This is a genomic window from uncultured Porphyromonas sp., assembly GCF_938039215.1.
Taxonomy (GTDB): domain Bacteria; phylum Bacteroidota; class Bacteroidia; order Bacteroidales; family Porphyromonadaceae; genus Porphyromonas.
On record NZ_CALHVI010000040.1, the window covers coordinates 14,140 to 37,380 of the forward strand.

16 protein-coding genes, 2 tRNA genes and 1 riboswitch are annotated in these 23,241 nt (G+C 54.9%); of the genes, 7 read left to right on the top strand and 11 right to left on the bottom strand.

Features of this window, described 5'->3' with window-relative positions; all coding sequences use genetic code 11:
* Positions 1 to 8: 8 nt before the first annotated feature.
* From Q0336_RS05615 to Q0336_RS05630, 4 genes are all read right to left on the bottom strand, one after another.
* Complete coding sequence (locus tag Q0336_RS05615) at positions 9 to 467, bottom strand: DUF4293 domain-containing protein (protein ID WP_298526506.1); 459 nt, start codon at positions 465 to 467, stop codon at positions 9 to 11.
* Positions 468 to 494: 27 nt separating this feature from the next.
* Positions 495 to 821, bottom strand: coding sequence for a DNA-directed RNA polymerase subunit omega (locus Q0336_RS05620; RefSeq protein ID WP_021667035.1), 327 nt, complete (start codon positions 819 to 821; stop codon positions 495 to 497).
* Between the two features lie 30 nt (positions 822 to 851).
* Positions 852 to 1,658 (bottom strand): outer membrane protein assembly factor BamD, encoded by an 807-nt coding sequence (gene bamD, locus Q0336_RS05625; protein ID WP_298526508.1) that lies wholly within the window; start codon positions 1,656 to 1,658, stop codon positions 852 to 854.
* 789 nt (positions 1,659 to 2,447) lie between these two features.
* Positions 2,448 to 2,777, bottom strand: a riboswitch (cobalamin riboswitch).
* Between the two features lie 504 nt (positions 2,778 to 3,281).
* A complete protein-coding gene (locus Q0336_RS05630; RefSeq protein WP_298526510.1) occupies positions 3,282 to 5,048 on the bottom strand; it encodes a thiol-activated cytolysin family protein in 1,767 nt (588 codons plus the stop codon).
* A 535-nt stretch (positions 5,049 to 5,583) separates the two neighbouring features.
* Here Q0336_RS05630 and Q0336_RS05635 point away from each other — a divergent pair.
* Positions 5,584 to 6,039, top strand: a complete 456-nt coding sequence (locus Q0336_RS05635) for a hypothetical protein (protein ID WP_298526512.1) — start codon at positions 5,584 to 5,586, stop codon at positions 6,037 to 6,039.
* Positions 6,040 to 6,089: 50 nt separating this feature from the next.
* Positions 6,090 to 6,162, top strand: a tRNA-Thr gene (locus Q0336_RS05640).
* A 71-nt stretch (positions 6,163 to 6,233) separates the two neighbouring features.
* On the opposite strand, the gene Q0336_RS05645 is transcribed toward Q0336_RS05640, so the two are convergent.
* From Q0336_RS05645 to Q0336_RS05655, 3 genes are all read right to left on the bottom strand, one after another.
* Positions 6,234 to 7,229 carry an endonuclease/exonuclease/phosphatase gene (locus tag Q0336_RS05645; RefSeq protein ID WP_298526514.1) on the bottom strand — a complete coding sequence of 332 codons (996 nt, stop codon included), beginning with the start codon at positions 7,227 to 7,229 and terminating at the stop codon, positions 6,234 to 6,236.
* Positions 7,230 to 7,411: 182 nt separating this feature from the next.
* A complete protein-coding gene (locus tag Q0336_RS05650; RefSeq protein WP_298526516.1) occupies positions 7,412 to 8,413 on the bottom strand; it encodes a malate dehydrogenase in 1,002 nt (333 codons plus the stop codon).
* Positions 8,414 to 8,827: 414 nt separating this feature from the next.
* Positions 8,828 to 13,330: a translocation/assembly module TamB domain-containing protein gene (locus Q0336_RS05655; RefSeq protein WP_298526518.1), complete on the bottom strand. Its 4,503-nt coding sequence runs from the start codon at positions 13,328 to 13,330 to the stop codon at positions 8,828 to 8,830.
* Between the two features lie 503 nt (positions 13,331 to 13,833).
* Between Q0336_RS05655 and Q0336_RS05660 the strand changes: the two genes are divergently transcribed.
* Entirely contained in the window at positions 13,834 to 14,544 is a 711-nt protein-coding gene (locus Q0336_RS05660) for a DUF5020 family protein (protein WP_298526520.1), read from the top strand.
* Between the two features lie 33 nt (positions 14,545 to 14,577).
* Here Q0336_RS05660 and dprA read toward each other — a convergent pair whose 3' ends face one another.
* The 4 genes from dprA to Q0336_RS05680 all read right to left on the bottom strand — a co-directional run bounded on the left by dprA (position 14,578) and on the right by Q0336_RS05680 (position 19,034).
* The gene (gene dprA, locus Q0336_RS05665) at positions 14,578 to 15,726 is read right to left on the bottom strand and encodes a DNA-processing protein DprA (RefSeq protein ID WP_298526522.1); all 1,149 of its coding nucleotides are present in this window, start codon (positions 15,724 to 15,726) and stop codon (positions 14,578 to 14,580) included.
* An 85-nt stretch (positions 15,727 to 15,811) separates the two neighbouring features.
* Entirely contained in the window at positions 15,812 to 17,743 is a 1,932-nt protein-coding gene (locus Q0336_RS05670) for an ABC-F family ATP-binding cassette domain-containing protein (RefSeq protein WP_298526524.1), read from the bottom strand.
* Entirely contained in the window at positions 17,740 to 18,372 is a 633-nt protein-coding gene (locus Q0336_RS05675) for a DUF4230 domain-containing protein (protein WP_298526526.1), read from the bottom strand. Before Q0336_RS05675 ends, Q0336_RS05670 begins: the two co-directional genes overlap by 4 nt.
* Before the next feature lie 2 nt (positions 18,373 to 18,374).
* On the bottom strand, positions 18,375 to 19,034 hold the full coding sequence (locus Q0336_RS05680; RefSeq protein WP_298526528.1) for a DUF4230 domain-containing protein: 660 nt from the start codon (positions 19,032 to 19,034) through the stop codon (positions 18,375 to 18,377).
* A 349-nt stretch (positions 19,035 to 19,383) separates the two neighbouring features.
* On the opposite strand from Q0336_RS05680, the gene Q0336_RS05685 reads away from it, so the two are divergent.
* The 4 genes from Q0336_RS05685 to galK all read left to right on the top strand — a co-directional run bounded on the left by Q0336_RS05685 (position 19,384) and on the right by galK (position 23,240).
* Positions 19,384 to 19,457, top strand: a tRNA-Arg gene (locus tag Q0336_RS05685).
* 157 nt (positions 19,458 to 19,614) lie between these two features.
* A complete protein-coding gene (locus Q0336_RS05690; protein WP_298526530.1) occupies positions 19,615 to 20,682 on the top strand; it encodes an aldose epimerase family protein in 1,068 nt (355 codons plus the stop codon).
* Positions 20,683 to 20,725: 43 nt separating this feature from the next.
* Positions 20,726 to 22,003 (top strand): MFS transporter, encoded by a 1,278-nt coding sequence (locus Q0336_RS05695; RefSeq protein WP_298526532.1) that lies wholly within the window; start codon positions 20,726 to 20,728, stop codon positions 22,001 to 22,003.
* 91 nt (positions 22,004 to 22,094) lie between these two features.
* Positions 22,095 to 23,240: a galactokinase gene (gene galK / locus Q0336_RS05700; RefSeq protein WP_298526533.1), complete on the top strand. Its 1,146-nt coding sequence runs from the start codon at positions 22,095 to 22,097 to the stop codon at positions 23,238 to 23,240.
* Position 23,241 lies beyond the last annotated feature (1 nt).

Below are 23,241 nucleotides of genomic sequence, written 5' to 3' on the forward strand. Positions count from 1 at the left end.
GGTTATCCTTAGCGTAGACGCTGAGAGGCTCTCACAAGCGTCTCATCGTAGATCATACGGCGAGAAGCTAAGTAGAGCAGTGGGAGACAGATGATCGGGAGAGCAAGGGGGAAGCGGACGGCAAAGCTTGCATCATTCTCTGAGCAGAACTGCCAGCTAGCCCAAGCGATGTAGATGAGTTCCCCGAAGATCACGAGCATCGTCAAGATGGTCAGGCGCATCTGGAGGATGCGTCGCTTGTAGAGGAGAATCAGTGCAAGCGACCCAAGTGCCGTGAGCACGCTGAGTACCCCGATGCCCCAGACGCTGTGTAGCGATGAGCCATCTACTGCACTATAGATACGCCAATTGTCTAGGACACAAGCCTGGCCTGAGGCTAGGGTGAAGACAGCGATGTCTTGGAAGGCGAAGAATGCCATCAGAAGCCCTACAAGCAGGAGCCAGACGGTCTGTATACGTTGCCACATAGAGGCAGCTAATGTAGGGGTTAGGAGTTACTTCTTGCTACGACCTGCGATGTTGTGGTACAGCTCGCCATCTTCGTATTCCTTAGCAGCGATGAGGGTAGCCTTAGGCATACGCTCGTACTGGCGAGAGATCTCGATCTGCTCTTCGTTCTCTACCATCTCCTGCTGGTCATCGGTGTAGACGGCGAACTCCTGCAGCTTAGCTTCGAGTTCTTGCTTCGTTTCTTGAGCGATCTGATTAGCACGCTTAGCGATGATCATGACCGTCTCATAGATGTTCTCAGTGTCCTTGCTGAGGCTGACCATATCACGGCTGATCGTGTTGGTCGGTACATTCTTTTTGTACTTAGGCATATTCTATTGTTCTCTGTGATTACTTAGGGGTTAGTCATTGACCTTCTTACTATTCATCCGATCAAAGATCTTCTGAGCCTGCTTGGTGTACATCCCATTAGGGAAGTCATTGAGGTAGGCATAGTAGGTGTCGATGACATCGCGTAGTCGCTCTTGGAGCTTCTCGGGGACACTGAGGTCTGCTTGCTCTGCCTTGGCTCGTAGGACAAGGAAGGTCAGCTCCTCTTTGTGCTTTGTGTAAGGGTAATCCTTCAACGCATTCTGGGCGGTGATGATGCATGACTCGTAGTTGTTCCCGAGATAGAGCCCTAGGTTGTAATAGAGTCGGGCAGCGAGGAACTCCTTGTAGGCAAGCTTATCTTGAAGCTCGAAGAGCATCTGCTCCACCTCGTCTTTGTGTTTGCCTTCGGGGTGGAACTCTAGGTAGGACTGCAGCTCCTTAATAGCACCGATGGTAGCACTCTGGTCGAGTCTTGGGTCGGGAGAAGCCATGAAGAGGCAATAGCCTGCTTTGTAGCGAGCTTCTTCGGCCATAGAGCCTTTAGGGTAGCTGGTATAGTAGTTCTGGAAGTAACGTGAGGCTTCGCTCTCATCGCCCTGCTGGAGATAGGAGTCAGCGAGCAGGTAGGTGCTCTGAGGACCTTCGCTCGTGCCTACGAACTGGGGGACAATATCCTCGAGAAGGCTTACTACACGGCCATACTTCTTCTCGTTGTAGCTCTTCTTGGCGAAGGAATAGCGCTCGTTGAGGTCTGAGGACTTCTGCACACGGTAGTATTCACCGCACGAAGTGAGAAGCGCCAGTCCTACGCAAGCTATACAAAGTCTCTTGATCATATTGTAATATCTCAATCTAGGTCCAGTCTTGATACACTGAGCCTCGGCAAAGATACTATTTTCGCTTGAAAGCGTGTGCTTTTCCTTCCCTTCTGATGAGGGAGTATGACTATGGTCGTGGTGTGCTTGCCTTGATCGTATCTACCACAGCTTGCTCTCTCTCTTCTTAGAGGGGAGGCTCTCTGCATGACCTTCACCTTCGTGCATGGAAGGTTTAGGCTAGGCTAAGGATATTGGGAGCACGGTGGCTAAAGCATACATCTACCGCTGTAGACGAGCTTTAGACCGAACCATGCACCTACTGAGTCGCGTATTGATAGGCTCTGCAGCACGAAGGCATCCCTGTCGGGCCCTATGGGGCGCAGGGGCGGTTTTGGATAGGTTGGAGGAACATGAAGAAAACCCCTGCTTGTACCAGACCCATAGAGATCCGAGACAGAGTAGCGTCCCTGTCCTACTTGTCACAAGCGGGTGCATGCACTGGGAGCCTAAGGGCTCTAAGCACACACAGCTGTATGAGGATCAAAAGATTATCGTGGGATATTCTAGTGAGGTGAGCTTCTCTCTTACTTGACCACCCAAGAGGGGCAGCGAAGTAGTACGCGCGACACATTTCAATATCTGGAAGCCACTGCGAGCCTCGGAGAAGCTAGGGCAGAAAGACTTCCTTCTCTACGTCCGCACGTCCAAGCTGGACAAGTAGGGTAGACGAAGGTGCACACATCGGAGAGATGTCACTAGAAGAGGAGCATCTCATGGCAATGCCTTTCCAATCTTATTCCCGAGATTGATACATTGGATCTCATGAGCAGGTCTCCTGGCTTATCACCCTGGGTTCTCTTCGTTGCAGTCCTTCCCAAGTCCTTGTCCTCACTCTAACTTAGTATCTCTCGCTCGTGGAGCGGGGAGGCTAGAGGGAGTCGCCAGACTCAGTGGCGAAGTACTCAGCATGATCCTTGGGGATCGGCCTGTACTTCTTTGCAAGAAGAGCCTTCAGATACTCCAGAGACTAAGCTTCGGAGTGCTGGAGGGAGTGACTTACAGTAGCGGGTACTGCGTCGGACTTACACCGACTTCCCTTGCTACCCCTTCTCCAGAACTAGTGCGCTTCACCAGCCATTATTATCGGGGTATACTCGTAAGACATCACAAAGGTAAACAAAAATATTGACTGCCCTAATTGCTCCTTCTACATTCCATCATCGAACCCTATAATTGTCTGGAGAAAGCCCCGATCTTTCCGCTAAAAGAGCCCCAAGAGTACTCCTCTCGAAGATCCAAGCTTTGGGGTAAGATCGTACGGAGAAGATCTCCTAGCTCTCACTTGCCATTTGAGTGTCGTCTTCCCTTTCCAATTCATCCCTCTCCCGAGCACGGTCGAAGGAGGCTCCAGAGCCCGCTCCCAGAGGGCGTTTCGGAAGGGGTGAAAAACGACCCACGGTAGGTCGCCGATAAAACCTACTGTGGGTCGCTTCGACGACCTACCGTGCATCGGTCAGGCGACCTACCGTAGGTTGTTTTTTCGTTCCTCAGAGAAGGTTGGCTCAAGGGCATAAAAACAAGCCTTCCCCGTCTTGCCAAGTGCAAGGCGGGGAAGGCTTGAAATTATCTAGGGGAATCCCCTTATTCGATAAGGGTATTGTCGACGAAGAAGGAGAAGTTCGCCCGTATATTAAAGGTAAGCCCTTCGAAGGAGCGTGTCGTCGTAAGTGTGCGGTAGGCATCACCTCCCGTGTTCGCTCCGTCACTGAGTGGTTTCCACTGGCGATTTGCTTCGTCATAGCGGAAGGTGCGCTTGAGCGTCACTCGCTGGGGGCTCTGGCCTACTCGCCCACCATTTCGATTGTAGGCTTCGGGGCGAATCTCGAGATCAATAGAGAGGGTAACTAGGTCGATGCCTTCAGGTCGGCAATTATAGTGAGTGTGTCCGTACACAGGAAGGTAGGCTGTGCTACGCAGGTGCATCCGTGACGTAAGGTCTACCCCCGTGTTGCTCTGTATGTACTGCTTGTAGTGAACTCCCTTATCTCCCGTCTTGTCAAAGCTGACGCTTGCATCCAGCATTTTAACATGCCCCCTATTGGACTGAACCCACTGCCCCTTGGTGCTACTTTCGATAGCTATATCTCTTAAGAGTATGGCGACATTATTACTCTTCGATCTGGGGACAAAGGTGACTTTGTCATGAGAGAAGCTAAGACTACCAGACATGCGCACAGGCTGGGCATCATAGAGGTGCTTAATCGTGAAGGAGATGGGTACCCCAAGATTCTTGGAGGAAGGCTGGGCACTCTCGTTGAGCATTGTAAAGATCTTCTCTGGCAAAATCGTTGTGCCTTGTTCGCCATGGGCACTACTCCCTTGCTCAAGCATCCTCACTCGGCTTCCGCTGAGTACTTCGTCCCTCTCTACCGAGAGCCCAGCTTGGAATTTCCCAAAACTAGTGCTGAGAGCACTTAGAAGAGTACTTGAGCTTTGCCCACTCTCGAATAGGAAGTAGTAGGCTCGCCCATAGGATATCGAGGATACATAACAGATAGGGTTTCCAGCCCCCGTGTAGGGTGCTAATTCCCCTTGCTCAATCGTGGGCTTGAAAGCTCCCTTACCTCCCCTTTCGGGATCTTCATACCCGAGGGTATAGAAGCGCTGGTACAGCTTGACGAGGACGTGAGCTTTCTTCTTATCGAAGCCCGAGCTAAGGAAGGCCTTGAGCTTTCCTCCGCTCTTGGCCAGATCGATCCCGCTAGCGATCATCGCTTCCTCGGGGCTGTGTACGACCTGCATTGAGTAGGAGGTGCTCGCTGATGCACCACTCTCCAGCCAGTGACGAATGAGCCTAGATTGTGCTTGGCTCACCTCGCTCTCACGCATCTCTTGGACCTCTTCGTACCAAAGCCCTTCACCTGCAGTCCCGACCGCCTTTGCTCCAGAGGAAGCCTGCAGGCTGATGCGTCCAGGCTGGCGCTTATCTATGTAGGGAATGGCTGTAAATCCACCCTTCCCACGAATCGTTTTCCCTTGGATGAAGCACCCTGGCCAAAGGATGTTTGTCGAAGGATCTAGAAGGACAAAGTCCCCAGAATGGTCGGTGACATCGTACTGCATCCGCTGAGTGACTTTGTCGCAGTCTACGATGAGCCCTGTAGATTCTAAGGTATGTCTGAGTGCCGGCACCGACGTAGGTGATCCCACCGCCTTGGCGATGAGTTTGTCTTCGGTGGCCTCAGAGACGTGGCCAGCAGAGCGCAGTAGTTGCTCCACTTCTTGGATGTTCTTAGGGTCTTTGTTGTCAGGTGAAGGGGTGGGGGTGGCTCCCCCATTAGAGGATTCTCCGCAGGATGCGAAGCAGAGCCCAGCTACTAGGGCGAAGGCAAAAGCAGTCTTCTTCATACGATGGGTGAGTTTCCCGCAAATGTAGTGCCGATGCACCTCATCTGCAAATGGGTTTCTATGGGACTAACGTAGTATTTCGGCCGGAACGTACGAAAGAGGATGCAGGGAGAAGGTCGCTTATTCAAGTGAGAAGATTTGGACAGACATTGGGGAAGGGGCTGCCTCTTTTGGGGTGTGAGCGACGAGGAGTATTTCCGCAAGTCCTCTTCCCTCCTTTGCGAGCGGAAAGAAGGGGGCACCAGAGCCCGCTCCCAGAGGGCGTTTCGGGAGGGGTGAAAAACGACCCACGGTAGGTCGCTGATAAAACCTACTGTGGGTCGCCTTGACGACCTACCGTGCATCGGTCAGGCGACCTACCGTAGGTTTCCTAGACGAGGTTTCGAGAGGAGGGAACGGAAACCAAAGCTCGACAGAATTTCCTCGCCCAAAGGCTATATATCTCGATATTCCTATGTACCTTTGTCCTAATAGCCAGTGGAGCTCCTCCCAGATCGTAGCTGTGAGCTCCAAGCAAACTCTGTAAACTAGTCCTATGTCGCATAGCAACGAGCGTGAACTCCAGCTCCTGAGGAAGCATCTCCTCGCATTAGTGAGCGAAGAGAGCCCCATCGCTGGGCGTTCTATCAATGACCTATTCCTTCAAGCTGATTGTGATACGGGTGTCCTGCGCCTCTTCGATGATGAGGATCAGGAGATCTGCCATGTCCCTGTCTTCGCTTGGGCTGAGACGGGTTCGGCCGAAGTACCCTCAGCTGAGGCGGTAGAGACCCTGCGTGAACTGGTCACTCGGCTGGAGCAAAAGGGCTTCTGGGATAAGGACTGCTTTGCCCGCCCCTTCTCTATTGAGCTTGTCCGTCCTGACTTCACAGTCATCGAGGAACTGCTTTTCTTGGATGAAGACCTGATTAAGCTCGATACTCCGCTACTGGCTGGACTGAATGAAGAACTTGATAAGTTCCTCGGCGAACTTTTGGCAGATCTAAAATAAATCTCTACCTTTGCACCGCATTTGCAAGGGACACCGTCCCTCGTGTTAAGGCCGAAATAGCTCAGTTGGTAGAGCAATTCATTCGTAATGAATAGGTCGCCGGTTCGAGTCCGGCTTTCGGCTCACGTAAGAAGAAAGAGCATCACTTCGATTGTAGAAGTGATGCTCTTTTCGTTTGCACCTGCTAGAGGTGATCAATAGCAGAGAAGTAGGGTCGTGGGGAAGTGATCGCTGTAGCCTCCACGATAGTAACTCCCTCCGTAGGTGCGGAAGGGAACGGGATCACCGCCCGAAGCGGGTACGACGGAGTAGAAGGGGCGGCGGACAGTCTCAGCGCTTCCCTCTACATAGCGCAGGCGGGAGCCATGACGGAGCAGTGAGACTGAGAGATGAAGCTGATCGAGCTGCGACCATACCCCTTGGTAGCAGTAGCTTCCTCTTGGCTCCTGCTGTGTCTGTCGATGTAGAAGCGAATAGAGCTGAGTCACCTGAGCACTCTGTAGATCCGCTCCTTGTACGTAGGGGATCGAAGCAAGATCTTTAGTTGTCGGAGCCTCCTCTGGATCTCCGTTGAAGTCCCCCAAGAGTAGACAATGGGTATTGCTCCCTCCCTCGGAGAGGAGTTTGTCCGTCTCTTCCCTCAGTCGCCGACAGCCCCAGCTCCTATATCGCTCACTAGCCCAAGCCCCGCCCCGACGGGAGGGTAGGTGGCAGACGAACACGTGGAGCGTATCGCCCGAGGCTAGTCGTCCCGAAGCTCTCAGGATGGGGCGAGTCTTCTTATCTGCATCGAAGGGAAAGGTGAGGGGGAGCTCTTCGGAGGAAAGAAGCGCAAAGGTCTTGGGATCGTAGAGCAGCGCTATATCTATGCCCCGTCGATCCTCTCCCGAGGTGACGAGGTAACGGTAGGAGCTGTTTGCTCCAAGGGTGGTCATCCCGAGTAAATCCTCAAGCACTGTGGCATTCTCCACCTCTACAAGTCCCACAAGGTCAGGGAAGGCTTCTCCTCCGACAGTACTGATGACCTCAGCTATATGCTGGAGCTTCGTCCGATAGCGCTCCTTCGTCCAGTGCTGTGCTCCTGTAGGGAGGAAGGCATCATCGTCCTTCGTCGGGTCATCCTCTGTATCGAAGAGATTTTCCACGTTGTAGCCCATGACACGGAAGAAGCGCTCCTGCCCTAGGAGCATAGTGCTCCCCGAGAGGAGAAACCCCAAGCAAAGCAGGCAGAAGAATCTAGAGATGTGCCGGTAGCTGTCCATGGTACGTACGGGACAAGAGTAGGGGAATAAAAGGCTAGGCGACTACTACACGCTCACTGATGAAGCGGTAGTAGTCGCCTAGGAATTTTTAGTAGTCCGTTAGTGGAGGACTAGAGGTAACGATTGACCTTGTGCCAGTCAGCTACAGCAGGGATGACACCCATAGAGATGACTTCGTCGCGCATCTTCACGAGGTGCTCGTAGCTCTTCTTGAGCGCTGCCTTTTCTTCTTCGGAGCCCTTGATCTCGTGGCTGTAGTGTACGCCATCCTGATCGATGACCGTCTCCATACCCATCACGACGTGATCGAGGCCTGGGAGATTGACATAGCAGCCAGCAGGCCAGCGGAAGGGTGCTCCACCCATAGCTGCACGGATCATCTCGATCGAGACATAAGCAGGGCTCTGGAAGGAAGAGCGCCCACGGAGCTTGATGATGTTAGCACCGCCCTTGGTGACACGCTGCTTGATATCTTCCCAAGTTTCAGCAGGGAGCTGTTCGCTACCGATGAGTGCGGAGAGAGGCTGACCAGCTACCGAAGCACCGCTGGAGAAGACAGCCATAGCTTCGCCGTGACCGCCGTAGGTGCGAGCGCCTACGACTTCACTCTGAGCGACGCCGAAGTGCTTAGCTAGTTCGCTCTGAAGACGTGTAGAGTCAAGAGCAGCTAGCGTGGTGACCTGCTCAGGACGGAGGCCCGAGTGGATGAGCGTCACAAGCCCAGTGATGTCAGCGGGGTTGAAGATGATGACGACGTGACGGACGAAGGGGCAGTATGCCTTGATGTCCTTACCGAGCTGAGCAGCGATCTCTGCGTTACCCTTGAGGAGGTCTTCGCGAGTCATCCCATCCTTACGAGGAGCCCCCCCAGAGGATACGATGTACTTAGCTCCCGTGAGTGCCTCCTTGATATCAGAGGTGAAGGTCAGGTTAAGCCCTTCAAATCCGCAGTGACGGATTTCTTCGGCGACACCTTCCAGCCCTGTGGGGAAGGGGTCATAGAGACAAATGTTTGGAGTCAGAGACATCATGGCTGCTGTCTGAGCCATGTTCGATCCGATCATGCCAGCGGCACCTACGATCGTCAGTTTGTCTTGTGTGAGGAAGCTCATAACTGTCGTGTATTTGTGAATATGGTTATAATGTTCTTATGGTACAAATGTACTCTTTTTCTCCTCTTTGATCAAGCTAGCGAAGGGAGGGTTGGGACTGATCCCGAAGAAGGGTTCGCTCCTAGGGCTACAGCCCCAGTTCGGAGGCTTCTTCACTGACCCTTTAGAGTAGGGGCTTAGATGCCCCCCAAATAAAACCTACTGTGGGTCGGTCGACCGACCTACCGTGGGTCGTCGATGCGACCTACAGTAGGTTTTTTCGGCGACCTACCGTAGGTCGCTCCGAGGGGCTTTCGTATGGGGTATTCCGAAGGCGTGTTTCCCTCGATCGCTAGGCTCTAGAGCAAGGCAATGGGAGTATGGGATGCGCTCTTGGAAAGGCATCTATTATCTAAAGGGAATCGGGGGCTGTGGTTATCGCTTCAGAGAGTCTGGGGTAGACTCAGTGGAAGTGACGGAGTCTTGCTTTCTCTTGCGCTTGGGTGCAAAGAGCTCTTGCAGGGAGTCAAAGCGCTTCTGGAACATGAAGCCTACGCCTTGGGTCGTCAGTGACTGGCGCACGTACTGATACATGTTATTGTAGTGGCTGTACCCCTTGAGGCGAAGCGTACCTGCAGGATTGAGCTTGTATTCGAGATCGAACTCTCCGATGTACTTCCCCGAGAGGAAGGGATTGTCATGATAGCCTACATTCCCATTGATCAGCAGGCGATCACCAAGCCAACTACCCGAGAAGAGAAGTTCGATATCCGTATCCTCGAAGTCCGTGTTGTTGGTGCGGATGTTCGTCCCTATCTGAATGTCCTTGGAGAAGTTCCCGAGGATTCGGTTCAGCTGTTCGGAGAGCGTCGTGGCAGCAAAAGAGGTAAGACCGTTGGATACACCTTTCGTCCCTCGTCTATTCTCGGGAGTGTAGAACTTCCCGATAGCCATCAGGTAGAGGAACTGACGATTGCGCTCATCTTCGGAGGTCAAGAGCGACTGCAGTCGGCGCTCGATCTCGGGCTCTGAACCTGGGAGTTCGACCCCGAGTGTGATGTCGGGGTGAGAGATGATCCCTCCGAGGTGGATCGTACAGCTCACCGGCATCGTCGTGCGCTGTGCTAGGGTCGATAGCCCCGCATCTAGGTCGGCGATATTCGCTGTCAGCGAGTAGGAAGCCTTGAGGTCAATGAAGGCAGCCATGGGGTCGCCACGGAAGTCGAGACGGCCTCCTTCTACGAGGGTGAAGCGCTTGCGAGTGAGCTGCTCGAAGTTGAAGACATATTGCCCTTCACTTAGGATAAGACTCCCATAGGTCGTGGGTGCTCCCCAGTGGGGTACCTCGATCTGCAAGTTCCCTTCGCAGCGAGTCACCACCTCATTGGGCATGTTCTGCGAGCCCATACGAAGGGCTACTCGGGCTTCGGGTGTCACGTGTAGCGCTATGCGCATATTGAGCTCGGTCTCCTCATTATTTACCAGAGGCTCCTTGGTGCGCACTGTGTCTAGGGAGGCTAAGCTATCCTGTGTCGAGAGCTGTCGGAGCGGCTTGATGGTGAAGAGACGATCCTCCTTGCGCACATCCGTCTTATTGAAGTCCAGCACGACATCTGTGCCCGAAGTGCTCCGCATCGATACGTCCAGAAGGAGCTTGGGGAGCTTACCTCGGAGGGTAGCCTTACCCGAGCCATAGGCCGTACCGAACACGGGGAGCGCTTGCTTGGTCGTCGTCTGAAGGACCTTCATCCCATTCAGCTCTGTGGCCGATATATCTAGGTCGAAGTGATCAAAGAACTTGTGGCGGATCACCCCATGGAGTACGCCCGTATGCCCTTCATCATCCTGCACGGGGATCTTGTTGAAGAGGATAGAGGTCGGGGTGAAGTCTATGCGGTGTGAGAAGTGATAGCTCGTGCCGAGGAGGCGAACACCCAGGTCTCCCTCTTCTACATCTGCTCTTCCTTCGATCGTGACTCCCTCCTCGAAGACACCAAACAGACGCACCTTCCCCGTCGCCCTCCCTCCTACATGATCGAAGAGCGTATCCATGAACTTCCCTACGAAGTCAGCACGTAGCCGCTCCGCATCGAAGCTTAGGTCGATCCCAGCGCCTCCTGCTGGTCGGATGTAGCCATCGACAAAGGCATGTCCCTTGTCCTCTTGCTGAACTTCCCCCTTGAGCATGATGCGACCATCCCCGCTGTCGAAGGTGAGGTCAGCCTGTAGCGCACCTGTGTCTACCCCCTTGACGAAGAGGGCGGGTGAGGTCACAGAGGCAGAGGCTACGATCTTACCTCCTTGGAGGCGTGCTGTACCCGCACCCGAGAGCTCGGTATTGATCATATTGAAGCCTACCCCCGCAGACTCTAAGATATAGAGGAGGTTGATCTTCTTCAGAGCTACATTGAGATGATCCTCAGGGCGCGAACTCAAGGCTCCGCTGATACTGATGCGTCGCTCGGAAGAGGCTAGGTCAAGCCCTTGGACATGGAGCTCTCCTCGGTGGTAGGATAGATGGGCTGGAGCAATGCTCCAAGTATCACTATGTACCCGCACGGTGGAGGGATCGATAGCCACATCGAAGCCTACCGAGCGCTGCTTGGTCTCGGGGGATAGGTGCTGTCGTAGCTTGGCTCCGATATTGACATAGCCGTTGTGCTGTCTCTTCGTCACATCCCGCCCGAGGTCTATCTCTGTGTGGAGGCTGTCCGTAGCGAATTGTGTATAGAGCCCTAGTCCTTGTACGTGCGTACCATTAGCTAGACGAGCCTCGGTGCTTAGGCGGAGCTCATGCTGGTCGAGGCTTAGGGTCACCCCTCGGAGCTCGTGCTCTCTTAGCCAAAGAGTGGGGACGGTTGCTTGGAGGTTCAGCTCGTGGGTACGCCCCAGATAGGAGGCTCGGAGCTCAGCCCCTTCGTCTAGTCCGACGGGGAGGTTCAGTAGGGGCTTCCACTCGTCTGGGATCTTACGAAGCTGGACAGATAGGTCGAAGTCCGTGGAGGGTGGGGTAGCTAAGCCCGTAGAAGTACGGGTATCTCGAGTGAGGTCAAGCGCTGGATAATGATGGTAGAGTGTGCGACGTAGATCGGGGAGGATCTTCGCCAGCGTATAGTGTCCTCGTAGGGAAGTCGTGAGGTAAGGGGAGCGTAGGTAGAGCATGCGCCCTGTCTCGGGGTCTCCAGAGAAGAGTAGCGATAGCCCGTCTAGGCTTAGGGTACGCTGTGGGGAGGATAGGGCGAAGTAATCGATGGAGAGCTTCCCTTGTCCTCGGTCGATGTTTAGCTCATCCATCGTCAGATGTCCTGTCAGGGACAAGGTCTGTCGTCCCAGTTGGGGGAAGAGCCCCAAGAGGTCGGTCTGCATGTGCCGCAGCTGTAGGTCAAGTGCTACACCATGCAGAGCACGCCCCGAGAAGGTCGCTGCACCCTGGAGTGCAAGGGTAAGACCTGGATCTGTGACTTGGAGGTCGATCTGATGACGGCGTGCTCCTTGTGGTAGGAGCGAGAGCTGGGCATTGCGGAAGGTGTAGCCTCGGTAGGAGAGGGCTGGGAGCTGCACTTGTAGGCGAGCGTTCCAATCCTCTAGCGCCCCCGTAGTGTTAGTGGCCTCGACCTCTACGCTCGTCGTGACTGTACCTAGGGGAGCTAGGTCACCGATGAGAGGAGCTAGATCGAACTTCGGGGTAGAGAGCTTCCCTGAGAGGCGATGTAGTCGATCGCCCTCAATGCCTGCGGTGAGGTCAAAGTCCCAGCGTCCTTGGTTCGTGCTGATGTAGCCCACGCCTTGGACTGAGCGGCCTCGGAAGAAAGTGGTCTTTCCCGCATAGCGTAGCGTATGGGCTCGGCGGATGCGCTCTATATGAGGAAGGAGAGCTGTGGGAAGCTGTGGACGGACGAGCTCAAGTATCTGGGTACTGATCTCAGCGTCGGTGATGTCGGTAGAGAGGTGCTCTAGGGCTCCGTCTTCACTCCACGCAAGTCGTGCTCCTCCGCCTAGGATGGCAAGCCGAGGGATGCGTAGGGAGAAGTTGATCCGCCCTGCATGTGCTCCTTCTCGGCTGTAGGTAGCATGTAGGGTAGCCTGCTCCCTTCGAGACTGCAGGGTAGGGTAGAGGAAGGCAAAGTCGGAGAGAGTTAGCTGGGTGTCACCCACTTCTAGCTCTTCGATGAGCCCAAGACCACGGCGATTGAGCTCCAGACGAGCTGATGGGATCGAGAGCGAACTCTGGGGAAGCTGGAGCTGGAGATTCGATAGGCTGAGGCGGGAGCCCTGCAGTTCGCCCTGCCCTGTGAGCGACTTGAGGGTAAGCCCCTGATTGGTCGTGAAGCTCAGTTCGTCGATCGCTCCACCTATGTAGCCTTTGGCGAAGCGCAGTCGGCGGATGCGGGTAGAGAGCTTGCTGACAAGCAGCGTCTCCTTCCCAGATTCGCTCAGGGAGAGACGCATGTCTCGTATGATGATGCTATTGATGTCTACGGGGAGCGACTCTTCTGAGGAGCGGGGCTTACTCAGATGGTCGATGGTATGCTGGATATTCAGTCGTCCTGTCTTAGGATCTCGGATGAGACTGAGGTGGGCATCGAAGAGGCGAGCCGAGGTGATACGAAGCTCGTGGTCGGTGACTAGATCGGTGAGCGAAAGGCCTCCTATAAGGCGCTCTGCCGAGAGCATCTTGCGTCCCGCAGTGTCGAGTACGAGGACTCCATGCGCCTCGACATTCGTCCAGCCCGTCAGATCCACCCGATCCAGCTTGACGGGGCTGTCGAAGACTTCGGTGAGCAGCTTAGCTACTTGGCTAGCGGCCTCACGCTGGATCGATGGGATGCGGAAGAGCCCTAGAGGCAGCAGATAGAGTAGGAAGAAGAGGGCGGTAGCGATCCACACTATCACCTTCAGTACCTTGAGGAAATGACGATTGACCTGCCAATGGCGCATGTCGATTGCTTTTGTCGTTCTTCTTCTATTTGTTCCTAATCTGAGACCATTCGCCTCGTATCTGCTTAACGCTCTAGGAGCGTAGAGTCGTGCCTGCAAAGGTACGACAATTATACCCTACCTAAGTGTAGGGAGATCAATGGGTGCATCCATGGGAAAAACTCGCCTCTGAAGAGCCCTCTAGAGCAAGGCAAATGTAGCAGCCCAAAACAACCCTACGGTGGGTCGTCAAGAAAACCTACTGTGGGTCGCCTCGACGACCTACCGTAGGTCGGTGAGGCGACCCACAGTAGGTTTTTTCTTGCCCCCTCGGAGAGGCTTACTATGCCCCCCTTTCGGAGGGCTCTCGGATAGCTGGGAGAGCCTTACACTAAGCAGTCTGATATATCTTTGTGCTCGCATCGAGGTGACACACCTCTATTCATGCCTAACCTATAATGATGAAAAGGACTAGATTTTTTACCTCCTTTAGGAGCTTGATCCTCCTCTCTTCTCTTCTCTGTATGCGCCCAGCTCAGGCCCAGAATATCCAGCTGCACTACGACCTCGGACGCTACATTCACCCGAAGGTGCAGGCCGATCGTCCACGCATGACGATGACAGTAGAGCAGCAGAGTGTGGACCGCTTTGGCGATACCTTCTACTTTGTAGATATGACCTTCTTGGACCAAGGAGCTGTCAGTGCGAACTGGAAGTTCATGCGCAATCTCCGTTTTTGGCAAGGACCCCTCTCGTGGCATGTCCGCTATGATGGTGGCCTTCGCTTCATCAATGCGCAGGCTCCCGAACCTCTGGGCTCACGAGCCGTCTCGCTCGGCGATGCCTTCATGACGGGGATCACCTACAAGTACCTAAGCCCCGAGCGTCGCACGATGCTTAGTTTGACTCCGCTCTACAAGTATATACGAGGGATAGCTCAGCCACATAACTACGAGCTTTGTGGCGTTTGGAAGTTCGCTCCTGGGACGGGACTTATTACAGCGACGGGCTTCTTCAGCTGGTGGCATCAGCAGGATCCACGACCAGGCTGGGGGACGAACTTCAAGTTCATGACCCAGCCACAGCTCTGGTGCAATCTGAATAAGATCCGTGGAGTAGCTCCTGACTTCAATCTGAGTATAGGCACCGAAGTTCGTCTCTCGAAGAATGTCGATGCCCCTCAGTGGATCGTCGCGCCTACACTGGCATTGAAGTGGAGCTTTGGTAAGCCTTAGAACTTCTCCAAAGCATAGAAATATCGCCTGTAACTAAGCCAAGGTATAGCGACCGCCTGCGATTGCTATGACCCAGCCCTCAAGCTCAAGGTCGAAGAGCTGGCTACTCACCTCTTGGATGCTCTGGCAGGTGAGGCGAGCGAGCTCATCGGTAGAGAGTGAGCCTTGCTCCGAGAGAAGGGTGAGTAAAGGATGCTGGGGTAAGACCTTTGTGGAGGGGAGCTTTGTGACGATGTCCGTCGCAGAGCTCTCCTCTGCTCTATCCCGCTGATCCACGGCAGGGCTCCAGCCTAGCTCCTCGAGGATGTGCCTAGCTCCGAGGCAAAGATGTGCACGCTGCTCCTCAATCAGCTGATGGCAACCTCGGCTCATGGGATCAGTCAGTCGCCCAGCGAAGGCAAAGACTTCCCGACTGGCTTCCAGAGCATAGCGAGCCGTAGAGAGCGAGCCGCTATGCTCGCCTGCCTCTACGACGATAGTCGCCGCACTTAGGCCAGCGATGATGCGATTGCGGGCAACAAACGCTCCCCGATGAGGCTTCACCCCTGGGGGATATTCGCTGACCCAAGCCCCTTCATCCAGCATGCGTTCTGCTATCCGTCGATGGAGGCTCGGATAGAGGGTATCGAGCCCATGCGCAAGGACAGCGACGGTGGGCAGGCCTTCTTCCAGTGCTGCCTCATGAGCTTCAATATCTACACCATAGGCAAGCCCACTGACGATCGTCGCCGTGGGTAAGCTCTCTGATAGATCATGCACAAGTGCTCGGGTAAGCCCCCGCCCGTAGTCGGTCATCCCTCTTGTCCCTACGATGCTTAGATGCTCCCGTTCTCCCCAGTCTGTATAATTTCCCTTGGTGTAGAGGATGATGGGAGGGCTGGGGATTTCCTTGAGGGCTGAGGGATAGTTTTCGTCAAGGAAGAAGAGTGGACGGATCTCCTTCCTCTTGCACTCTTCGAGGATCTGCTGTGCTTCCCCGAGGAGCGAAGTAGAGGTGAGCTGAGCGCTGATGCGTCGTGAGAGCCGAGGGAAGTGCTGGTGTACAAGCTCGGGCTGGGTAAAGAGCTCCTGTACACCTCCTACGGCCTCGATGAGTTCGGCCGCAGCCTGCGCTCCGAGGTATTTGACTTGAGCGAGCGCTAGGGCATAGAGGTGCTGTGTGTCGTCCTGGGTGTGTGGCATGGATGAGGATCGATAGAAGGTAGGTGGGTGTGAGGTGGGGAAGCAGCCTTTAGGGAGCAACCCTACTCCCTAAAGGAGGTCTTCGCTAGCTCTCGAGCTGTAGACTTAGTTCTTCCCAGCGCTCGAGTACCTGCTCTTGTTCTCGCTTCAGCTGACTATACTGATCGAAGAGTGTGGCATCGGTGGCATGCTTGGGATCTGCTAGACGCTCTTCGAGTGCTTGTAGCTCCGAGTCAATAGCTTCACTGCGCTCCTCGAGACTCTTTAGTTCTCGCTCGAGGGCTCGACGCTCACGGGCTGCTTCCTTCTGTCGCTGGTAGTCAAGTGCCCCCGAGGTGGGCTCGGCGGGTTTAGTCTCCTTGCTTGTGGCAGAAGTGGCTCGTGGATTGCTCGGCGTAGTGCCATCCTCTCGATCTCGCTTCTCCAGCCAGTCATAGATACCTCCGATGTGCTCGCTTACTCGGCCCGAACGGAACTCATAGACACGGGAGACTAGCCCATCGAGGAACTCTCGGTCGTGGGAGACGATGATCACCGTACCCGTGAAGCGAAGGATCGCCTCCTTGAGTACGTTCTTGGAGCGTATGTCGAGGTGGTTCGTCGGTTCGTCGAGGATCAGGAGGTTGGCGGGTCGTAGTAGGAGTTTGATAAGAGCTACTCGTCCTCGCTCGCCACCACTAAGTACGGATACCTTTTTCTCGGATTCTTCGCCTCCGAACATGAAGGCTCCCAAGAGGTCATTGATACGGGTGCGGATCTCGCCCTGTGCCTCTCGGTCGATGGTCTCATAGACGGTATAGCCCCCATCAAGCTCTGCACTCTGTGTCTGGGCGAAGTACCCGACTTCGACATTGTGCCCGAGCTTGAGTGTCCCCGTATAGTCTGTGACCTCGCCCATGATACACTTGATGAGGGTGGACTTCCCTGAGCCGTTCTTCCCGACGAAAGCGACCTTCTCTCCTCGCTCGATCGTCATGTTGACATCGGAGAAGACAGTATGCGCTCCGTAGCTCTTCGATAGACCCTCGATGATGACGGGATAGGCCCCTGAGGTGACGGCAGGGAGGAAGGAGAAGTGCATCGCACGTCGGTCAATATCCTCGATCTCGATGCGCTCGATCTTCTCTAGCTGTTTGATGCGACTCTGTACCTGATCGCTCTTGGTGGGTTTGTAGCGGAAGCGCTCGATGAAGCGCTCGATCTCCTGGATCTCCTTCTGCTGGTTCTCATAGGCACGACGCTGCTGCTCGAGTCGCTCTTCACGGAGGACGAGGTAGTGGCTGTAGTTCGTCTTGTAGTCGTGCAGTCGGCCGAGTTCGATCTCTAGGGTTCTACTGGTCGTAGCATCGATGAAGGCTCGGTCGTGTGAGATGAGTACGAGGGCAGCTGACCCTGCAGCGATGAAGCGCTCTAGCCAACGGATTGATTCGATGTCCAGATGGTTCGTTGGCTCGTCCAGCAGGAGGATGTCGGGGCGCTGAAGGAGGATCTTGGCTAGCTCGATACGCATGCGCCATCCCCCAGAGAATTCGGAGGTCGGGCGGTCAAAGTCTGTACGCTCGAAGCCCAGCCCAAGGAGCGTCTTCTCGATGTTCGCCTCGATACTTCCCGTGCTCTGCATCGCTAGGAGGTCGGAGCGCTGAGCATGACGCTCGATGAGCTCCATATACTCTGCGCTGTCGTAGTCGGTGCGTGTCGCCATCTCTTCGGTGAGGCGGTCAACTTCAGCTTCGAGCTCAGTGATGTGGCTGAAGACCTGCTGACATTCGCCGAGGACGGTACGCCCGTCGCTGACCTGCATCACCTGCGGGAGGTAACCGATGCGTATGCCCTTGGGGCGACTGATCGTGCCTTGGGTAGGCTCGTCGATGCCCGCAAGGAGCTTCAGCAGAGTAGACTTACCAGCGCCATTCTTCCCTACGAGGGCGATGCGCTCTTTGGCTGAGATGACGAAGGATATATCCTCGAAGAGGGGCTTAGCCCCGAAATATACAGAGACGTTGTTTACGCTGATCATTGAGCGGAAGAGGGAGTAGGGGAGAGTTGGGGTACTTCGTTTTGGGGTACGATGATCTCGCCTGCGACGATGATGGTACGCTGAGGGGCAAGGGCTGAGAGGAAGCGCTGGAGTTGCGCCTCGGCTTGCCTCTGAGCATGAGGAAGGTAGCGAGGGTTGGAGCGGATCTCTGCCTCTGCTTCGGCAAGGATCCGCTTCTCAAGTCGTCGGATCACCTCTCGGTCAGCACTTGGCTCACCGAGTCGCCCTCCTCGGTCGAGGTAGTACCTCACGGAGTGATCTCCTCCTGGACGGCGACCCAGCTCGATCTCGGCCTCGGGGAGGCTGACATAGATCGTATCTCCAGAGGTGGTGAAGCGTAGATGCTCCAGATCGTACTTGACATAAGCGACGAGGTCGGCCGTACCCTCAGCATGCTGTCCTGCCTCATAGAGGTGGATGTCGCTGCGGTAGTTGATCTCTTCAGTGATGAGACGGAGCCTTTGGCTGATCTTCATCTGAAGTTCTTCGGTCGTGATCTCAGGCTTCTTCTCCTCTCGAGTGAAGAGGTGATAGAGTAGGAGTCCTAGACCAAGCCCGACGACTAGAATTAGGAGCGGGCTAAACTGACGGATACGAGAGAGGCGCATGACTACGAGGCGGAGGGGGTGACAGAGGCTGGAGAAGAGGGCAGGAAGGCTTCGTCTACAGGATCGAGATGAAGGCGTACGGTGAGGTGAAGCTCTTGGAAGATCGGCTGAAGCTTCTTCTCTAGAGTCGAGTAGGCCGTGCGGATGAGCTCGGGACGATGACGCTGGAGGGCCTCTGCGATGTGCTTGTCGATGTCGGCTTGCTTGGAGTTGATGAACTCATCCAGCTCGTTTGTCGAGAGGCGACGACGTAGTCCCGTCGGCTCTTGGATGACCGTATGGTGTAGGTCGTCTAGCTCACGCTTGATCTCTAGAGGGGGAAGGCGCAGGTCGACGGTGCTGTCTGCTCGCTGGGTGATCATCCCTTCGGTGAGCAGCGCGAGGTCGCAGAAGACGGAGGCTTGTGATTGGAGTTCCACACGGGTGACCTTCGATCCGAAGAGCTTCTTGAAGCCGAGGAAGCCGTCACGATGCGGGTCGATCCTGAGGGTGACCTTGATCCGAGAGCTCGCTAGTTCGAGGCGGGAGAGGCTCTGGGCTTGGATGAGTAGAAGCTGTATGGGCGGGGTCTCTTCGACTTGAGCTTTCTTGCTACATGCTCCGAAGACGAGGGCGATCATGAGCCCAAGGAGCCCAACGAAAGATCTATAGGATGGATACATATCTTACTTGTCGAGTGAGACACAAAGATACGAACTTCCGACCGCCCTCGCTTGGGTAGCTGGCTCCATGGGGTTTCTGCCATAGAGACGGGGTATTTATCAGTCGCTCTCGGTCTGCTCTGGGGAGGGGCTCTGGAGCGACCCACGGTAGGTCGCTCTGAAAACCTACTGTAGGTCGTCTCATCGACCTACCGTGGGTCGTCGATGCGACCTACAGTAGGTTTTTTCGGCGACCCACCATAGGTCTCTATCTATGCGGTATGAGCGAGATTTTTACTACATTTGCGCCTGCAAGGTGCAGGCTACCCTTCCGAGGGAGGTATGGTCTCTAAGCATCGGTGCAGGTCTTGGCTCAGTAGCTTAGTTGAATAGAGCGTCAGATTCCGGTTCTGAAGGTCGAGGGTTTGAGTCCCTCCTGGGTCACATCGTCGAAGCCCCATCTCAAGTAGTCTCTCTCGAGGCTCTTTGGGATGGGGCTTCGCTGTATATCGGGGCTCGGTCGGTATTCGGAGTTATTTGTATATTTGGGGGCTAAAAGCGCTACATTGACATATACTCTAGCTAATAAACTCAAGAACTGATGCATTCGAATAAAGCTGGCCTCTCGCCAGAAGCCTTCCAAGGGAATGTCGAAGGCCAACCTGTCAAACTCTATACCCTTACCAATAAGCTTGGAGCAGAAGCACACTTCATCAACCAAGGTGCTAAGCTTGTGTCCCTCGTCGTACCCAGCCGAACGGGGCTAGTCGATGTGATCCTCGGACACGATAGCCTACAGGAGTATATCGACAGTGAAGAGGCTTACTTCGGAGCGATCTGTGGACGCTATGCGAACCGCATTGCCCTAGGGAAATTTACCCTCGATGGAGTAGCCTATGAGCTACCGATCAATAATGGACCTAACAGCCTGCATGGAGGCCTTCGTGGCTTCAATGCCGTGATCTGGAAGGGGGAGCAAACGAAGGCGAACCAAGTCACCTTCCGCTACGTCTCTCCCGATGGAGAAGAAGGCTATCCAGGCGAACTCTCCGTAGAAGTCATCTACACGCTCACCGATGAGCATGAGCTGACGATCGAGTACACGGCTTCGACGACGAAGCCCACCGTGCTCAACCTCACCAACCACGCTTACTTCAATCTCTCGGGCGAAGGTGACCCCTCGGTACACGACCACACGCTCGTGATCGATGCCAAGGAATATCTCCCCACCGATGAGACGGCTATCCCCTACGGAGCACCTGCTCCTGTCGAGGGTACGCCAATGGACTTCACCACGCCTCATACCATCGGGGAGCGAGTGGATGCCGACTTCGATCAGCTACGTTGGGCACGAGGCTACGACCATACCTATATATTAGATAAGGCGCTGGGTAAGCTCGGACGTGCAGCCCGCTGCTCTTCGCCTAAGACGGGTATCGTCATGGAGGTCTACACCGACCAGCCAGGCGTACAGCTCTACACGGGCAACTGGATGAGTGGCAATCTCCGTGGTAAGCATGATCACCGCTATCCCGCTCGTGCTGCCCTCTGTCTCGAGACCCAGCACTATCCCGACAGCCCTAACAAACCCGAGTATCCGACGACACGCCTCAATCCTGGCGAAGTCTTCCGCTCGGTGACCGCCTTCCGCTTCACCGTAGAAGGCTAAGCAACGCTAACTAACAACTCTCTATTCAATAACCAAAGAAGTAATGACACAACAGAAACAGACGCAGAGCTATCTGGTGCCGTTCATCATCATGGTGGTGCTCATGGCCCTCGTGGGGCTGATCACCAACCTGAACGGGCAGTTCCAAGCACCTATGCAGGCCGCCTTCCTTCAGAAATCTGGCTCTCTGACCAATGCGCTCACCACGCTGATCACCTTCGCCTTCTTTAGCGGTTACCTCGCTATGGGTATCCCTAGCGCTAAGTGCATCGAGAAGACGGGCTACAAGAAGACCTTGATCACAGGGCTCTTTGGGCTGATCGCTGCCTTTGGGCTGTATGAGCTCTCAGCTTATGTCTTCGAGGCAGTAGACCTTGAGAAGTTCCAAGCTGTAGCAGAAGATCCTAATGCTGTCATCATCCCCGTAGCTTACTATGTCTTCCTGCTGGCAGGCTTCGTCGCTGGTTCGGCTATGACCTTCCTTCAGGCAGTGCTCAATCCCTACATCATTGCTTGTGACGTGAAGGGTACGACGGGGGTTACACGTCAGTCGATCGCAGGTACGGCCAACTCTACGATGGCTACCATCGCTCCTATGCTGGTTGCTTCGGTGATCTTCGCAGGTAAGAGTGGTCTGGACATCGCCCTTAGCTCGCTCTACATCCCCTTCCTCGTGCTCATCGTCCTGGTCGGTGGTCTCATCGTCGCTCTGATGAACATACACCTTCCCTCGATCGCTAGTGCAGAGAAGAAGGAAGGCGAAGTGCTGGAGAAGAGCGTCTGGAGCTTCTCGCATCTGGCTCTCGGTGTCGTAGCTATCTTCATGTACGTCGGGGTAGAAGTCTGTATCGGGAACAATATCAACCTCTATGGTCAGAGCCTAGGCTTCAAGCCCGAGCAGGCAGCTCTGATGGCTACCATCTACTGGGGGCTCATGCTCGTCGGTCGTCTCTGTGGTAGCTTCCTCAGCGGTATCAGCGCTAGCAAGCAGCTCCTCATCACTTCGACGGGGGCAGGTCTTCTCGTGCTCGGTAGTATGGTGCTGAACAATCCTTACTTCCTCGTCGGTGCTGGTCTATTCCACTCCGTCATGTGGGGGGCTATCTTCTCTCTGGCGATTGACAAGCTCGGTAAGTACACTTCCGCTGGCTCGGGTGCTCTGATGATGGGTATCGTCGGTGGTGCTATCCTGCCTTTCGCACAGGGTATCCTCGCTGACAGCCTCCATAGCTGGCACTTCACTTGGATCATCGTCCTCGTCGGTGAAGCTTACCTCCTCTACTACGCACTGGTAGGTCACAAGGTTCGTCAGCTCCCTTAGTCTTCAGACTCTTTAGATTCTCCACAGTCCCCCTCTCGTACGACTATACGTCAGGGGGACTGCTTTTCAAACAAATATCTTCAGACCTCAAATGAATACACAAGCTATCCGCGACAAGTTCGCAGCCCTCTATGGCGAAGCAGGTACGCTCTACACTTCGCCTGGTCGTATCAACCTCATCGGCGAGCACACCGACTACAACGGTGCCTTCGTCTTCCCCGGAGCCATCGACAAGGCTATGGTCGCAGAGATCCGCCCTAATGGTACGGATCGTGTCCGTGCCTTCGCTCTAGACCTCAATGAGTCAGCAGAGTTCGGACTCAAGGAAGAGGATGCACCTAGCCAGTCTTGGGCACGCTACATCTTCGGTGTCTGCCGTGAGATCCAGAAGCGTGGTGGCAAGATCGCAGGCTTCGACACGGTCTTCGCAGGCGATGTACCCCTCGGCGCAGGGATGTCTTCGTCGGCAGCACTAGAGAGCACCTTTGCCTTTGCCCTCGATGACCTCTTCTCCCTCGGCCTCTCTAAGTGGGATATGGCGAAGATCGGTCAGGCTACCGAGCACAACTACTGCGGCGTGAAGTGCGGTATCATGGACCAGTTTGCTTCGGTCTTCGGTAAGGCAGGTAAGCTCCTTCGCCTCGACTGCAAGAGCTTCGAATACGAAGAGCACCCCTTCGATCCTAAGGGCTATCGTCTGCTCCTCGTCGACAGCTGTGTCAAGCACGAGCTCGCTAGCTCCGCCTACAACAAGCGTCGTGAGAGCTGCGAGAATGTTGTAGCCGTCCTCGCTAAGCGTTACCCTGAGATCAAGTTCCTCCGTGATGCCTCCTTTGCTCAGCTCGAAGAGGTGAAGAACGAAGTCAGCGAAGAGGACTACAAGCGTGCAGCCTACGTCATCGGCGAAGTCGAGCGTGTCCTCGCTGTGTGCGAAGCCCTCGACAAGGGTGACTACACGACCGTCGGTGAGAAGATGTACGAGACGCACCACGGCATGAGCAAGCTCTACGAAGTGAGCTGCGAAGAGCTCGACTTCCTCAACGACCTCGCTCGTGAGTTCGGTGTCACTGGTTCGCGTGTCATGGGTGGTGGCTTCGGTGGCTGTACGATCAACCTCCTCAAGGAAGAGCTTCACGACAGCTTCATCGCCGAAGTCAAGAAGCGCTACGAAGCTAAGTACGGCATTCAGCCTAAGTTCTACGACGTAGTCATCTCTGACGGCGCTCGTCGTCTCTAAG

Excerpts from the sequence above, each read along its gene's own strand:
- Q0336_RS05615 (WP_298526506.1), bottom strand. The coding sequence starts at position 467 with ATGTGGCAACGTATACAGACCGTCTGGCTCCTGCTTGTAGGGCTTCTG.
- Q0336_RS05620 (WP_021667035.1), bottom strand. The coding sequence starts at position 821 with ATGCCTAAGTACAAAAAGAATGTACCGACCAACACGATCAGCCGTGAT.
- bamD (WP_298526508.1), bottom strand. The coding sequence starts at position 1,658 with ATGATCAAGAGACTTTGTATAGCTTGCGTAGGACTGGCGCTTCTCACT.
- Q0336_RS05630 (WP_298526510.1), bottom strand. The coding sequence starts at position 5,048 with ATGAAGAAGACTGCTTTTGCCTTCGCCCTAGTAGCTGGGCTCTGCTTC.
- Q0336_RS05635 (WP_298526512.1), top strand. The coding sequence starts at position 5,584 with ATGTCGCATAGCAACGAGCGTGAACTCCAGCTCCTGAGGAAGCATCTC.
- Q0336_RS05645 (WP_298526514.1), bottom strand. The coding sequence starts at position 7,229 with ATGCTCCTAGGGCAGGAGCGCTTCTTCCGTGTCATGGGCTACAACGTG.
- Q0336_RS05650 (WP_298526516.1), bottom strand. The coding sequence starts at position 8,413 with ATGAGCTTCCTCACACAAGACAAACTGACGATCGTAGGTGCCGCTGGC.
- Q0336_RS05655 (WP_298526518.1), bottom strand. The coding sequence starts at position 13,330 with ATGCGCCATTGGCAGGTCAATCGTCATTTCCTCAAGGTACTGAAGGTG.
- Q0336_RS05660 (WP_298526520.1), top strand. The coding sequence starts at position 13,834 with ATGCGCCCAGCTCAGGCCCAGAATATCCAGCTGCACTACGACCTCGGA.
- dprA (WP_298526522.1), bottom strand. The coding sequence starts at position 15,726 with ATGCCACACACCCAGGACGACACACAGCACCTCTATGCCCTAGCGCTC.
- Q0336_RS05670 (WP_298526524.1), bottom strand. The coding sequence starts at position 17,743 with ATGATCAGCGTAAACAACGTCTCTGTATATTTCGGGGCTAAGCCCCTC.
- Q0336_RS05675 (WP_298526526.1), bottom strand. The coding sequence starts at position 18,372 with ATGCGCCTCTCTCGTATCCGTCAGTTTAGCCCGCTCCTAATTCTAGTC.
- Q0336_RS05680 (WP_298526528.1), bottom strand. The coding sequence starts at position 19,034 with ATGTATCCATCCTATAGATCTTTCGTTGGGCTCCTTGGGCTCATGATC.
- Q0336_RS05690 (WP_298526530.1), top strand. The coding sequence starts at position 19,615 with ATGCATTCGAATAAAGCTGGCCTCTCGCCAGAAGCCTTCCAAGGGAAT.
- Q0336_RS05695 (WP_298526532.1), top strand. The coding sequence starts at position 20,726 with ATGACACAACAGAAACAGACGCAGAGCTATCTGGTGCCGTTCATCATC.
- galK (WP_298526533.1), top strand. The coding sequence starts at position 22,095 with ATGAATACACAAGCTATCCGCGACAAGTTCGCAGCCCTCTATGGCGAA.